We start from the raw sequence: 13,375 nt of genomic DNA, 5'->3' as shown, positions 1-13,375 counted from the left end.
GATTAGACGGGTAAAAATAGTTTAATGTTAAATCGAAAGGATTGTATATGTCAAAAACAAAGAAAATATTTTTAATTATTTTCTGTATTTTAATCTTGACAATTTTCCTTCCTGTTTTGATAGATTATCATCAAGTTAGTGATCTAGGCATTCAGCTATTTAGCTGGAGACAGAATCATTTCGTTGAATTCTATCTCTCTAGATATATATTCTGGGGGATAGTGGCTCTATCAACTTTAGTTTTGTTATCGATGTTAGTTGTGTTGTTTTATCCTAAACGTTATTTGGAAATTCAACTTGAAACTAAAAACGATACACTAAAATTAAAGAATTCTGCAATCGAAGGTTTTGTTAGAAGTTTGGTAAGTGATCATGGATTGATCAAGAACCCAACTGTTCATGTAAATTTACGAAAAAATAAATGTTTCGTTCATGTAGAAGGTAAAATTCTTCCTTCGGACAACATCGCTGACAGATGCCAACTAATTCAAAATGAAATAACTAATGGATTGAAGCAGTTTTTTGGTATTGAGCGTCAGGTTAAACTAGAAGTTCTAGTAAAAGACTACCAGCCTAAACCAAAACCTCAAAACAAAAAGACTGTTAGTCGTGTGAAGTAAGGAAGTAAAAAATGGAATGGCTTAAACAATATCGATATCCAATTATCGCTGGTCTCATAGGCGTATTTCTCGCTTGTTTGATTATCTCCTTTGGCTTCTTCAAAACAATATTTGTATTGATTTTAGGAGCACTGGGAGTTGCAGCTGGATTATATATCGAAAAAAACTATATAGATAAATAAAAATTACTAATTTAATTAAAGGAGTTTCATATGTCAAACGAAAAAAACATTAACACTAACGTAGAAAAGAAAGATGCTACTGCTGTAGCTCACGAAATCAAAGGGGAACTTACTTACGAAGATAAAGTTATCCAAAAAATCATTGGTCTGTCACTAGAAAACGTTTCAGGTCTTTTGGGAATCGACGGTGGTTTCTTCTCAAATCTTAAAGAAAAAATCGTTAACAGCGATGACGTAACAAGTGGTGTTAACGTAGAAGTTGGTAAAACACAAGTCGCAGTTGACTTAAACATTATTGCTGAGTACCAAAAAAATGTTCCAGCTTTATATTCAGAAATCAGAGAAATCGTATCTTCAGAAGTTGCTAAAATGACTGACTTGGAAGTTGTTGAAATCAACGTAAACGTTGTCGACATCAAAACTAAAGAACAACATGAAGCAGACTCAGTAAGCCTTCAAGATCGCGTATCTGACGTTGCTGAATCAACAGGAGAATTCGCTTCAGAACAATTCGAAAAAGCTAAATCTGGTCTTGGATCTGGTTTCTCAACTGTTCAAGAAAAAGTTAGCGAAGGTGTAGAAGCTGTTAAAGGTGCAGCAACTGGTGTAGTATCTCACGAAAACACTCGTGTAAACTAAGATAAAATAAATATAACAGGAGAAATTATCATGTCAGTAGAAGAAAAATTAAATCAAGCTAAAGGTTCTATTAAAGAAGGTGTTGGAAAAGTCATCGGTGATGAAAAAATGGAAAAAGAAGGAACAGCTGAAAAAGTTGTTTCTAAAGTAAAAGAAGTTGCTGAAGATGCCAAAGACGCTGTAGAAGGTGCTATCGAAGGTGTTAAAAACATGTTGAGTGGCGACAATAAATAAGGCTAAAAGTTACTTTATCTTTTAGTAACATTAGTCAAAAGAGTCTGAGTCAAGATGATTCTCAGAAAACAAAAAGCTAGAGATTTCCAATTGCGGAACTCTAGCTTTTTAATTTCGCCTCTTTCTCTTATTATATTTCAGCAGGTTGTTGACCATGAGTACGAATCCCATGTCAATTCTCACTTGGCGCTTACCTCTCAGATAACATCTCTTATAACCCAAGCAAACCTTTATCTGCCCAAAGACAGATTTCATATCAATCTTACGTTTAGCGAAAATTTGTCTACCATTGGAAGATAAAAGTGCCTGATATTCTTTAGTTTTTAAACACTGGTAACGTTCATTCATATACAGTCCCTTTTGAGGGGCTGATTCAGGTTCACAATTGCAGTCAAGATTGATTTCAAGGATTTTTACTTTCTATCTCCCCTTTTTCATAATGTATTTTCGTACAGGTACTTCAACTATTTGAACGATCTCAAATCCTTCTTTTTGATAAAGGTGCTGAGCTGCTTGATTTGCTTCGAAGACATTTAAAGAAATACTATCTATGTCTCCATTTTCAAAGGCCAAACTAACAAATTTCCTTAAAGCCTGGCTACCTAAGCCTTGCCCCTGTTTCTGGGGGTTGATAAAAAAGCGTCCAATATGAAGATTACTGTCTTCTTGCCTGATTTTCTGGATGAGCCCCACAAACTCTTGTCCTTCAAAGATTGAAAAGATTCCTTCCAAATCTTGCAAAACTTGAATTGTCAAGGGAAAAGGAATCATTGTTCCCATCCATTGTTCTTGAAAGGATTTACCAAGAGAGTTGGACCATTGGCATACGAGCTGAGCGTTTTCTGTGCTTACCTTTTCTTCAAAACGAATTGTCATCTTTTCCTCACCATCTTATCTATATTTCTCCATTATACTACTTCTCCTATTTTTTACGAATAGATAAGTATGATTGATTTTTATTTTTTTCTTGTCGGGAGCATTCTCGCTTCCTTTCTTGGTTTGGTCATTGACCGTTTTCCTGAGCAATCCATTATCCAACCTGCTAGTCACTGCGATTCCTGTCAGACTCGCTTGCGCCCCTTAGATTTGATTCCGATTCTCTCGCAAGTGCTCAATCGCTTTCGCTGTCGCTACTGCAAATCTCCTTATACAGTCTGGTATGCCCTCTTTGAACTAGGCTTAGGGCTCCTCTTTCTGGCTTGGTCTTTGGAATTGCTTTCCTTGGGGCAAGTCGTCCTAATCACCGCTGGTTTGACCTTGGGCATCTACGACTTTCGCCATCAGGAATATCCCCTACTGGTCTGGATGACTTTCCACCTAATCCTCATGGCTTCCTCTGGCTGGAATCTGGTCATGGTCTTTTTCCTTGCTCTTGGCTTTTTGGCTCATTTTATCGATATCCGCATGGGCGCAGGGGATTTTCTCTTTTTAGCTTCTTGTGCTCTCGTCTTTAGCGCAACAGAATTACTCATCTTGATTCAGTTTGCTTCTGCAACAGGAATTCTAGCCTTTCTCCTGCAAAATAAAAAGGAAAGACTTCCTTTCGTGCCTTTCCTCTTACTCGCTACTTGTGTGATTATTTTTGGTAATCTACTGCTTGTTTGATAAAGTCCTGAATCGGCTCTCCTTGGTGGAGAGCTTTTACGATTTTTGAACCGACGATAACGCCATCTGACACTGCATTGAAGCGTTCTACATCGGCTTGACTAGATACGCCAAAACCTGTCAAGACTGGGATATCGGCCACTTGATGCAATTGTGCCAAGTGCTTGTCCAAGTCTGCGCGGTAATTGCCAGATTTCCCTGTTACCCCATTGATGGCAACAGCATAGACAAATCCTTCTGCCCCTTTAATTAATTCTTTCTGGCGCTCAATCCCTGTCGTCAAACTAACTAGGGGAATCAAGGCAATGTCTGTATCTGCCAAAAATGGTTCTACAAAGTTGGCATGCTCATGAGGCAAGTCTGGAATAATCAAGCCCTTAACCGCTGTATCTGCCAAATCTTTGACAAAGTTCTCCACACCGTACTGAAAGAGGGGGTTGAAGTAGGTCATAATGACCAGTGGAATCTCTGTTTCAATGGTTTTCAAGGTTTCAACCAAAGCCTGGGTAGAGGTTCCGTGGGCTAAACTGCGCAAGCCAGCTTCTTCGATAACAGGTCCATCTGCAACAGGGTCTGAAAAGGGAATGCCCACTTCAATTGCAGAGACACCCAAATCTTCTAAAAAGTGGATTGTTTCAGCTAGACCATCCAAACCTTTCTCGTGGTCTCCAGCCATGATATAGGGAACAAAAATTCCTTTTCCAGCTGCTTTTATAGCATTTAATTTTTCTGTTAGTGTCTTAGGCATGAGCTTCTCCCTTCTTTGCTGCATCTGCTTCCAAGCGGTCTTTGACTTGAACCACATCCTTGTCCCCACGACCTGATAGGCAGACAATCATAGACTTATCCGGTCCAAGTTCTTTGGCCAATTTCACTGCAAAAGCAATAGCGTGGCTAGATTCCAAGGCTGGGATAATCCCTTCAACACGAGACAAGAGTTGGAATCCTTCCAAGGCTTCTTCGTCTGTCACAGGAACATAGCTGGCACGCTTGATATCGTGGTAGTGAGAATGTTCTGGACCGATACCAGGATAGTCCAAACCTGCTGAGATAGAGAAGGCTTCAAGAATTTGACCATGGGCATCTTGGAGCACATCCATGAGGGAACCGTGAAGGACACCAGGACGACCCTTGGTCAAGGTAGCTGCGTGGTGCTCTGTGTCTACACCAAGTCCAGCTGCTTCAGCCCCATACATGGCTACTGACTCATCTTCTACAAAGGGATGGAATAGCCCGATAGCATTAGAACCACCACCAACACAGGCTACTAGGGCATCTGGCAGATTTTTACCTGTCAAGTCACGGTACTGTTGTTTAGCCTCTTGACCGATGACACTTTGGAAATCACGAACGATTTCTGGGAAAGGATGAGGCCCCAAGGCAGAACCAAGGATATAGTGGGTATCGTCGATATTAGCTACCCATGAACGAAGAGCTGCATTGACCGCATCCTTGAGCACGCGCGAACCGTCTGTCACTGCCTCAACCTTGGCTCCCAAAAGTTCCATACGGAAGACATTGAGGGCTTGGCGTTTGACATCTTCCTCACCCATGTAGATAGTACATTCCATGTTAAAGAGGGCTGCAGCAGTTGCAGTTGCCACACCGTGCTGACCAGCACCTGTTTCAGCGATAATTTTCTTTTTGCCCATGCGTTTAGCCAGAAGAACTTGTCCCAAGGCATTGTTAATCTTGTGGGCCCCTGTATGGTTAAGGTCTTCACGTTTGAGATAAATCTTGGCTCCGCCAATATGCTGGGTCAAGTTTTTTGCGTAGTAAAGAGGAGTTTCACGCCCCACATACTGGCGTAAGAGTTGGTTTAATTCCTCTTGGAAACTTGGGTCTGCCTGACTTTCACGGTAGGCCTTCTCCAACTCTAAAACTGCTGTCATCAATGTTTCTGGGACAAAACGTCCGCCGAATTTTCCGTAAAATCCATCTTTATTTGGTTCTTGATATGCCATTCTTTACCCTCTCTATAAATCTTCTAATCTTTTCATGATCTTTTTGTCCATCTGTCTCCACTCCGCTTGATACATCTACTGCAAAGGGAGAGAAGTGCTGAATTGCTCTTGCTACATTGTCCTCATTTAGCCCGCCTGCGATGAAGAAAGGCTGGGCTAGTTCTGTCGTATCCACTCGGCCCCAGTCAAATGTTTGACCACTTCCTGCGACAGGGGCATCAAAGAGTAGATAGTCTGCCTGAGAATTGGGCACATGACCCTCTCCATCCACCTGCACAGCCTGAATGCTGTCACAGGGCAAGTCCTCAAACACATCATCCGCTATCTGACCGTGAACTTGAACCAAGTCTAAACCAACTTTTTCAATGACTTCTAGCAGTTGAGTCCGACTTGGTGAAACAAATACACCAACCTTTTTGACATCTGCAGGAATAAGCTTTGCCAGCTCAGAAGCCTGATCCAAGGTCACCTGTCTTTTGCTAGGTGCAAAGACAAAACCGATGTAGTCGGCTCCTGCTGAAACGGCTGTTGCCACCGCTTCTTTGGTAGATAGTCCGCAAATTTTAACCTTTGTCAATCTGCAACTCCTTGATTCTTTGAGCCACATCCTCTGCCTGCATAAGAGCTGTCCCAACTAAAATTCCATTAAAGTATGGCGCTACTCGTTCCGCATCCTGCCCTGTGAAAATAGCAGATTCAGAAATGTACAAGCAATCATCTTTGAAATGTTTAGCCAAATCTACACTGGTCTGCAAGTCAACTTCAAAGGTAGTCAAATTACGGTTATTAACCCCGATAATTTGAGCTCCAAGGCGGTGTGCTACCTCTAGTTCAGCTAGATTGTGGGTTTCCACCAAGACTTCCAGACCAAGCTCTGTCGCGTAGTCATAAAGTTCCTTAAGACGTTCTTCTGACAAAGCAGCCACAATGAGCAAGATGACTGTCGCACCTACATTGCGAGCACGGATGATTTGCTTTTCATCGATAATAAAGTCCTTGTTAAGCGTCGGAATTCCTACCTGACTGGAAATCTCTCGCAGATAATCCAAATGCCCTTTAAAGAAAACTTCATCTGTCAAAACCGAAATCATCACTGCTCCGTTCGCTTCATAAGTCTGGGCCTGTTGCACAATATCCACATCGAGATTGATATCTCCCAGACTAGGGCTAGCTTTCTTGACCTCAGCGATTACCTGTAAACGGTCTTGGTGTTGTTTTAGATAGTCAGCCAAGCGATAAGTCTGACGCAGGGGCTGGACTTCCTCCAGCTCCATCTGCTCGACCTCACTCGCCTTCTGCTCCAAAATTCGTGCTAAAAATTCCTGACTCATTTTTGGTACTCCTGTAACAGTCTGAGTTTTTCAAGGGCCTTGCCACTAGCAATCACTTGACGGGCCAAGGCAACTCCTTCCTTGATACTAGCTACCTTACCATTAGCATAGAAACCAAGACCAGCATTTAAAACTGTAGTTTCCAAGAATGGACTTGGTTCATTTTTAAGAACGCTGAGCAAAATTTCTGCATTTTCCTGAGCATTGCCTCCACGAATATCGTCGATAGCGTAGCCTTCCATCCCCAGATCTTCTGGAGTAAAGCTTGACAAGGTGATTTCGCCATTTTCAAGCAGAGCAATCTTGGTTGTTCCGTTCAAGCCAGCTTCATCCAGTCCTTCTGGTCCAGCAACTACGATGGCACGTTTGCGACCCATATTTTTCAATACCTGAGCTGTACTTTCTAGCAGTTCTGGACGACTAATACCAAGAAGCTGTGTTTCCAAGGCCATTGGGTGAATCAGGGGACCAGTCAAGTTCATAATCGTTGGAATTCCTAGTTCCAAACGAGCTGGCATGATGTATTTCATAGCTGGGTGCATATTTTTAGCAAAGAGAAAGACGATGCCAGTTTTATCAAAAACCTTACCTAGTTCAGCTGGTTTGAGGTCTAGGTTGATACCCAAGGCTTCGAGGACATCTGCAGAACCAGATTTAGAAGAAATCGAGCGGTTACCATGCTTGGCCATGTGAACACCACCACCAGCCAAGACAAAGGCTGCAGTTGTGGAAATATTAAAACTGAAAGACTTGTCCCCACCTGTACCACAGTTGTCCATGGCATCATGAATTTCAGTCGGAATATGTTGAGCGTGTCCTCTCATGACTTGAGCAATGGCTGTGCGTTCTTCAGGTGTTTCCCCCTTCATCTTAAGAGCCAAAAGGAGAGAAGCAATCTGCGCCTCCGTTACACGCCCAGTTACGATACGCTCAATGACATCCGTCATTTCCACACCTGATAAATTTTCAAATTTTGCTAGTTTTTCAATAATCTCTTTCATCCTAGTTTCCTCACTTTACAACCTTCTCGATAAAATTCCGAATAGAAGACAAGCCATCTGGCGTTCCAATACTCTCTGGATGGTACTGGAAGCCATAAATCGGTAGGTTTTTATGTTGAATCCCCATGATGGCTTGGTCATCAGTAGAACGAGCTGTCACTTCAAATTCTTCTGGCATTTCCTCAATCAAAATACTGTGATAACGCATGACCGCACGGCCATCCTCAATGCCTTGATACAAAACAGATGGCGCTTCAAAGCTGATATTGCTCTGTTTCCCATGCATGACTTTTGGAGCCAAACCTAACTTACCACCAAAGACTTCTGCAATGGCTTGGTGGCCCAAACAAATCCCAAGAATCGGCTTCTTGCCAGCAAAATCACGAATCATGTCTTCCATCTTTCCAGCATCAACTGGCCAACCTGGGCCGGGCGAAAAGACCAGACCATCTGCTTTTTCAGCTTCTTCATACAGCTTGGGATCATCATTTCTCAAAACCTGTACTTCTGCAAAATTCCCAATGTATTGGGCTAAGTTATAGGTAAAAGAATCATAGTTGTCAATCAATAAAATCATGGTCTTAGTTCTCCAATTCTAGTCATAGATTTAGCCTTATTAATGGTTTCTTGGTATTCGTTTTGGGCGATAGAGTCGTATACAATCCCTGCCCCAGCCTGCACATAGGCTGTTTGATTTTTGAGAATCATGGTTCGGATGGCAATGGCGAAGTCCATATCACCTGTCGCAGACAAGTAGCCGATTGCTCCTGCGTATACGCCCCGTTTTTCTGTTTCCAGTTCATAGATGCGTCTCATCGCTCGAATCTTTGGTGCTCCAGAAACGGTTCCAGCTGGAAGTGTTGATTTTAAAGCATCTATAGCAGTGAGTTCTGGAAGCAAACGCCCCTTGACCACGCTGGTCAAATGCATAACATAACGGAAGAGCTCCACTTCCATATACTTGGTGACTTGGACACTGGCCGTTTCAGAGATGCGACCAATATCATTACGTCCCAAGTCTACTAACATTCGATGCTCTGCTGTTTCCTTCTCATCCGAAAGCAGGTCTGTCGCCAAAGCCTTGTCTTCTTCATCCGTAGCTCCTCTTGGTCGCGTCCCTGCAATCGGATTGGTTGTCACGATGCCATTTTTAACTGAAACTAAACTTTCTGGACTAGCACCGATAATCTGATAATCCCCAAAATCATAGAAATAAAGGTAATTAGATGGGTTTGTCACGCGGAGATTTCTGTAGAAGTCAAATGGATTTCCAGTAACCTCTGCTGAGAAGCGCTGACTGAGCACGCATTGGAACATATCTCCATTACGAATCAAGTCACGAGCTGTTTCCACCATTTCTTCAAACTTCTGAGGAGCGATATGCGGTTTGAAGTCAAGTGGTGATAAATCCAAATCTTCAAATTCATTTGGAGCAAGGATGCGTAATTCCTCAAGCACTTGGTTCAAGGCTTTTTCCAAGTCTTCTTGACTACGCTCGCTGTAGAGAGCATCCTCAATGACATGGATTTTTTCCTTCTTGTGGTCAAAGACCATATAGCTCTCATAAACAAAGAAATGCATGTCTGGTGTCCCAATTGTATCTTGGGGGATTTGACCAATTTCTTCATAAAGGGAAATCATATCGTAACCAACAAAGCCAATAGCTCCCCCACCAAAAGGTAGGTCTGAATGATGCTGGCTCTTATGAGTCACTTCATAAAGGAAATCCAAAGGATCCCGATCAATCACTTGACCATTTTGATAAAGGACTCCATTTTCAAACTTAATCTCAAAAACTGGATTATAGGCTAGGATAGAAAAACGAGCTGTTTCCTTGTCTCTCGGAATACTCTCTAAGATAACCTTGTGTTGCCCCTTTAGGCGCATATAAGCCAAGATTGGTGATAAGACATCTCCATGAATGATTCGTTCCATTGTATTTTCCCTTTCAGTTCTACTTCTAGTCCGTGGCGACTGTATGAAAAATCCCCACGCAAAATAACTTGCGTGAGGACGAAATTCGCGGTGCCACCTCAATTATAGGATTTCTCCTATCTCTCATTCCTGTCTCAGATACCTCCTGTAACAGGCTGTGCGATAAAGGGCACTCCCTTGAGAATTATGTTTTCTTCTCTTGTTTCAGATGGACCCAACCTTACAGCTTTCTCTGCTTGTTTCCAGCAACCACAAGCTCTCTATGAGAGAAAGGACTGTAATTTTTCCATCTATTATTTTTTAGCTTCTAGGTAGTCTGCAATCGCAGCTACGTCCTTGTCTCCACGACCAGAGACATTGATGATGATAATGTCATCTTTACTTAGTTTCGGTGCACGTTTAACCGCTTCTGCGATAGCGTGCGAACTTTCAATCGCTGGGATAATTCCTTCAGTCTTGCTGAGAAGGAGGAGAGCCTGAACAGCTTCTTCGTCTGTCGCAGCCACATATTCCACGCGACCTGAGTCTTTGAAGTAGGCGTGTTCTGGGCCAACACCTGGATAGTCCAAACCAGCTGAGATAGAGTAAACTGGAGCCAGCTCTCCGTCTTCTTTAAAGACTGCATAGGTCTTCATTCCGTCGACAATTCCGATGCTACCTTTTGTCATAGTAGCTGCGTGCTTGTCTGTATCAAGTCCATAACCAGCAGCTTCAACCCCAACCAATTTGACTTCTTCATCAGCCACATACTGAGAAAAAGCACCGATGGCATTGGAACCACCACCTACACAAGCAATAACGTAGTCTGGCAAGCGTCCTTCTTTTTCCAAGATTTGACGACGAGATTCTTCACTGATGATCTTTTGAAACTCATGAACAATGGTTGGATATGGGTGAGGTCCCACAGCAGATCCCAGAACATAAAAGGCTTCAAGGTCATTCATCCATGCTCCAAAGGCTGCATCAACAGCATCTTTGAGGGTACGAGTCCCTGTTTCAACTGCGTGAACAGTTGCTCCCATCATCTCCATACGGAAAACATTGAGACGTTGACGCTCCACATCTTCTGCCCCCATGTAGACATCACAGGCCATACCAAACTTGGCTGCAGCCGCTGCTGTCGCAACACCGTGCTGACCAGCTCCTGTTTCCGCAATCACTCGTTTTTTGCCCATGCGTTTGGCCAAAAGAATTTGTCCTAAAACGTTGTTGAGCTTGTGAGAACCAAGGTGGTTAAGGTCTTCACGTTTGAGATAAATCTTAGCGCCACCTAAGTGATCTGTCAAACTTTCCGCAAAATAGAGCGGTGTTTCGCGACCTGAATAGTCCTTTAAGTAATGGCGAAATTCTGCCAAAAACTCTGGATCATCCTTGTACTTGTCAAATGTCACTTCTAACTCATCCAACAAAGCCTGAATCGGCTCCGGTACAAAACTACCACCAAATTGTCCAAAATAACCCTTAGTTGTCATAAAATTTTTCCTCTTTCTGTATTGATTTCAAGATATGAAAAAGCCCACACACAGAAAATACTTCCATGTGAGGGCGTTAGTAACGCGGTGCCACCTCAATTATAAAGGGACTATCTCCCTTTACATCTCTGCCTTGTCTAACAACAAGTTGCACTGTAAGGTGTGCGCACCGAATTTTCATTGTTTCAAATTCATTTTTTAAAATCAGCCCACTTTCACTACTTCCAACCACCTGTTCACAATCACCACAGGCTCCCTGAAGATCAAAAATAGTTACTTTTCTGATTTATTGAACTTATTTTAATACTTTGTTTTTCCTTTGTCAAGACTTTTTTACAATTTTTTTGATGAAGCTAGTACTTTTTCAGAAACTGTTTTGAAAGTCTCAATGATATAGTCCACTTCTTCATTGCTTAGTTTAGTATGAAGAGGAAGCGTAATTTCATTTTCAAAGAAGGCATAAGCCTTAGGATAATTCGCCATATCAAAGCCAAGATTCTTATAGGCTGTCAAGAGCGGAAGCGGTTTGTAATGGACGTTACTTGCAATTCCTGCTTTGGCCAATTCTTGGATGATGAGATTGCGTTCTTCTAAGCTCGCTCCTTCTACATGGGTGATGTAGAGATGGCGTGAAGATTCGACAGTATCAGTCTTGTGTGCCAATGGATGGATACGGGAACCTGCAAAACCACGATCATAGCGATCCACGATATCCTTACGACGACCAAGCAAACTTGGGTAACGGTCCAATTGTACCAAACCAAGCGAAGCCATGATATCGGTCATATTGCACTTGTAGGCCGGCGTTACGATATCGTATTCCCATGAGCCCAGCTGCATCTTGGCAAGAGCATCTTTGGTTTGACCATGAAGGGAAAGGATTTGGAATTCCTTGTACATCTCTTCGTCATCAATCGCTGGATTGGCTTTCCAAGTCGCACTTCCTCCCTCAGCTGTTGTAAAGTTCTTAACGGCGTGGAATGAGAAGGAAGTAAAGTCAGCGATAGAACCAGCCGGTTGTCCTTTATAAGTAGATCCTAAAGCATGGGCACTATCAGAAACAATCACAATACGGTTAAAGGCTTTTTGCCACTTGCTTGACGCAGTAAAGAGATCACGTTTCTTCTCCACTACATGGAACAAACGGTCATAGTCGCAAACAATCCCCGCAAGCTCAACAGGAATAATCACCTTAGTCTTTTCAGTAATGGCTTGCTCAAGCAAGTCATAGTCCATCTCAAACGTATCTGCTTGGATATCCACCATGACAGGGGTTGCTCCCACGTGAGTGATGACACTACATGAAGCTGTATAGGTCATGGCTGGAACGATGACTTCATCACCAGGTCCCACTTCCAAGACACGCAAAATCAACTCCAGAGCGGCAGTCGCAGAGTTGAGGCAGACAGTCTTAGGCGTCTGTGTGTATTGAGACAAGCGACGCTCTAGTTCTTTTGTCTTAGGACCTGTTGTGATCCAACCAGAACGCAGGGTATCCGCTACTTCAGCAATTTCTGCTTCCGTAATATCGGGTGGTGAAAATGGAATATTGTAATTTGGCATTGATTTGCTCCTTTTATCTGTACTCATTTTCTCATGACTACTTTATTTTAGCACTTCAAACACGGTTTGAAACATGATTTTGATGTCTCCAAGGAAACTAAACTCTCGAAGATAGGCGAGGTTATAGCGCATCTTTTCAGGAAGGACATGTTCGACATAGGCTTGGTCAACTGATAAACCTTTCTCCGTCATTTGACTGATGATAGTGTCCTCATCCTTGTAGTTGATGCTGGCTGGAGAGGTAATTCCTGCTGGCAAAAGCAAGGTCGCCATCATTTCAGGGCTATACTGCTCTGTGTAGCGTGGCACTTCAGGTCGTGTACCGACAAAGGACATTTCGCCTTTTAGAACATTGACCAGCTGAGGCAGTTCGTCCAGACGGACACGGCGGATGAAATTGCCAACCTTGGTAATGCGGCTGTCATTAGCTGAAGTCACCAGACTTCCTTTTTTGTCCGCATCCGTCACCATGGTACGGAACTTCCAAATCTTGAAAGGTCGATTGTACTGGGTCACGCGCTCTTGCTTGTAAATCACTGGCCCCTTGCTATCCAACTTGATCCAAATGCTCAAGATGAGAAAGATGGGAGAGGTCAGAACCAGCACAACCAAGGCCAGAAGCCAATCCAAACAACGCTTGAAAATCAGCGAACCCTTCCTTTTAGAGACAAGCTGGTAGTAAGACTCAACCTCGCTTGATTTCATTTCCACGGGCAAGTCTTCCCATTTCAGCATGCTGTTTCTCCTTTGTTTTTATTATACTATTTATCAACATTTTTCATTATACCACAAAATGGAAAAGGCGGTGAAAGAAATCTGTAATTTGAAG

The 13,375-nt window shown here is 42.7% G+C and carries 17 protein-coding genes and 2 other annotated features; of the genes, 5 read left to right on the top strand and 12 right to left on the bottom strand.

Annotated elements, in window-relative coordinates:
• Window positions 1-47: 47 nt before the first annotated feature.
• Genes amaP through O3616_RS03855 form a run of 4 tightly spaced genes read left to right on the top strand, consistent with a single transcriptional unit; the run spans window position 48 to window position 1,675 of the window.
• The gene (gene amaP / locus O3616_RS03870) at window positions 48-620 is read left to right on the top strand and encodes an alkaline shock response membrane anchor protein AmaP (protein WP_023946078.1); all 573 of its coding nucleotides are present in this window, start codon (window positions 48-50) and stop codon (window positions 618-620) included.
• An 11-nt stretch (window positions 621-631) separates the two neighbouring features.
• A complete protein-coding gene (locus tag O3616_RS03865; RefSeq protein WP_000455064.1) occupies window positions 632-802 on the top strand; it encodes a DUF2273 domain-containing protein in 171 nt (56 codons plus the stop codon).
• Between the two features lie 30 nt (window positions 803-832).
• Window positions 833-1,441, top strand: a complete 609-nt coding sequence (locus tag O3616_RS03860; protein WP_261039094.1) for an Asp23/Gls24 family envelope stress response protein — start codon at window positions 833-835, stop codon at window positions 1,439-1,441.
• A gap of 30 nt (window positions 1,442-1,471) precedes the next feature.
• Window positions 1,472-1,675, top strand: coding sequence for a CsbD family protein (locus O3616_RS03855; RefSeq protein WP_000109963.1), 204 nt, complete (start codon window positions 1,472-1,474; stop codon window positions 1,673-1,675).
• Window positions 1,676-1,783: 108 nt separating this feature from the next.
• Here O3616_RS03855 and O3616_RS03850 read toward each other — a convergent pair whose 3' ends face one another.
• Both O3616_RS03850 and O3616_RS03845 read right to left on the bottom strand, forming a co-directional pair.
• Window positions 1,784-2,077 carry a transposase gene (locus O3616_RS03850; protein ID WP_371638239.1) on the bottom strand — a complete coding sequence of 98 codons (294 nt, stop codon included), beginning with the start codon at window positions 2,075-2,077 and terminating at the stop codon, window positions 1,784-1,786.
• An 18-nt stretch (window positions 2,078-2,095) separates the two neighbouring features.
• Complete coding sequence (locus tag O3616_RS03845; RefSeq protein WP_371638155.1) at window positions 2,096-2,551, bottom strand: GNAT family N-acetyltransferase; 456 nt, start codon at window positions 2,549-2,551, stop codon at window positions 2,096-2,098.
• Between the two features lie 69 nt (window positions 2,552-2,620).
• Between O3616_RS03845 and O3616_RS03840 the strand changes: the two genes are divergently transcribed.
• Window positions 2,621-3,280, top strand: a complete 660-nt coding sequence (locus O3616_RS03840) for an A24 family peptidase (RefSeq protein WP_371638154.1) — start codon at window positions 2,621-2,623, stop codon at window positions 3,278-3,280.
• Here the strand turns inward: O3616_RS03840 and trpA are convergent.
• The 10 genes from trpA to O3616_RS03790 all read right to left on the bottom strand — a co-directional run bounded on the left by trpA (window position 3,252) and on the right by O3616_RS03790 (window position 13,281).
• Window positions 3,252-4,028 (bottom strand): tryptophan synthase subunit alpha, encoded by a 777-nt coding sequence (gene trpA / locus O3616_RS03835; RefSeq protein ID WP_371638153.1) that lies wholly within the window; start codon window positions 4,026-4,028, stop codon window positions 3,252-3,254. The two genes, O3616_RS03840 and trpA, sit on opposite strands and share 29 nt — an antisense overlap.
• Window positions 4,021-5,244, bottom strand: coding sequence for a tryptophan synthase subunit beta (trpB, locus tag O3616_RS03830; protein ID WP_371638152.1), 1,224 nt, complete (start codon window positions 5,242-5,244; stop codon window positions 4,021-4,023). The genes trpA and trpB (O3616_RS03830) overlap by 8 nt, the downstream gene beginning before the upstream one ends.
• Complete coding sequence (locus O3616_RS03825; RefSeq protein ID WP_371638151.1) at window positions 5,222-5,821, bottom strand: phosphoribosylanthranilate isomerase; 600 nt, start codon at window positions 5,819-5,821, stop codon at window positions 5,222-5,224. The genes trpB (O3616_RS03830) and O3616_RS03825 overlap by 23 nt, the downstream gene beginning before the upstream one ends.
• The gene (gene trpC, locus O3616_RS03820; RefSeq protein ID WP_371638150.1) at window positions 5,808-6,575 is read right to left on the bottom strand and encodes an indole-3-glycerol phosphate synthase TrpC; all 768 of its coding nucleotides are present in this window, start codon (window positions 6,573-6,575) and stop codon (window positions 5,808-5,810) included. Before trpC ends, O3616_RS03825 begins: the two co-directional genes overlap by 14 nt.
• Window positions 6,572-7,576 (bottom strand): anthranilate phosphoribosyltransferase, encoded by a 1,005-nt coding sequence (trpD, locus tag O3616_RS03815; RefSeq protein ID WP_050241878.1) that lies wholly within the window; start codon window positions 7,574-7,576, stop codon window positions 6,572-6,574. The genes trpC and trpD overlap by 4 nt, the downstream gene beginning before the upstream one ends.
• A gap of 10 nt (window positions 7,577-7,586) precedes the next feature.
• Window positions 7,587-8,153, bottom strand: a complete 567-nt coding sequence (locus O3616_RS03810; protein ID WP_042900462.1) for an aminodeoxychorismate/anthranilate synthase component II — start codon at window positions 8,151-8,153, stop codon at window positions 7,587-7,589.
• Window positions 8,150-9,511 carry an anthranilate synthase component I gene (trpE, locus tag O3616_RS03805; protein ID WP_371638149.1) on the bottom strand — a complete coding sequence of 454 codons (1,362 nt, stop codon included), beginning with the start codon at window positions 9,509-9,511 and terminating at the stop codon, window positions 8,150-8,152. Before trpE ends, O3616_RS03810 begins: the two co-directional genes overlap by 4 nt.
• A 71-nt stretch (window positions 9,512-9,582) precedes the next feature.
• Window positions 9,583-9,814 (bottom strand) — a binding site (T-box leader).
• Window positions 9,805-10,983, bottom strand: a complete 1,179-nt coding sequence (gene trpB, locus O3616_RS03800) for a tryptophan synthase subunit beta (protein WP_371638148.1) — start codon at window positions 10,981-10,983, stop codon at window positions 9,805-9,807. Its footprint overlaps the feature before it by 10 nt.
• 66 nt (window positions 10,984-11,049) lie before the next feature.
• Window positions 11,050-11,282: a binding site (T-box leader), on the bottom strand.
• A 34-nt stretch (window positions 11,283-11,316) separates the two neighbouring features.
• The gene (locus O3616_RS03795) at window positions 11,317-12,546 is read right to left on the bottom strand and encodes a DegT/DnrJ/EryC1/StrS family aminotransferase (protein WP_371638147.1); all 1,230 of its coding nucleotides are present in this window, start codon (window positions 12,544-12,546) and stop codon (window positions 11,317-11,319) included.
• A 42-nt stretch (window positions 12,547-12,588) separates the two neighbouring features.
• On the bottom strand, window positions 12,589-13,281 hold the full coding sequence (locus tag O3616_RS03790) for a sugar transferase (protein WP_371638146.1): 693 nt from the start codon (window positions 13,279-13,281) through the stop codon (window positions 12,589-12,591).
• Window positions 13,282-13,375 lie beyond the last annotated feature (94 nt).

This window comes from Streptococcus sp. 27098_8_86, from assembly GCF_041432595.1.
GTDB classification, from domain to species: domain Bacteria; phylum Bacillota; class Bacilli; order Lactobacillales; family Streptococcaceae; genus Streptococcus; species Streptococcus pneumoniae_F.
The sequence above is the reverse complement of the archived record's forward strand: the minus strand, read 5'-3'. Positions and strand labels throughout refer to the sequence as shown.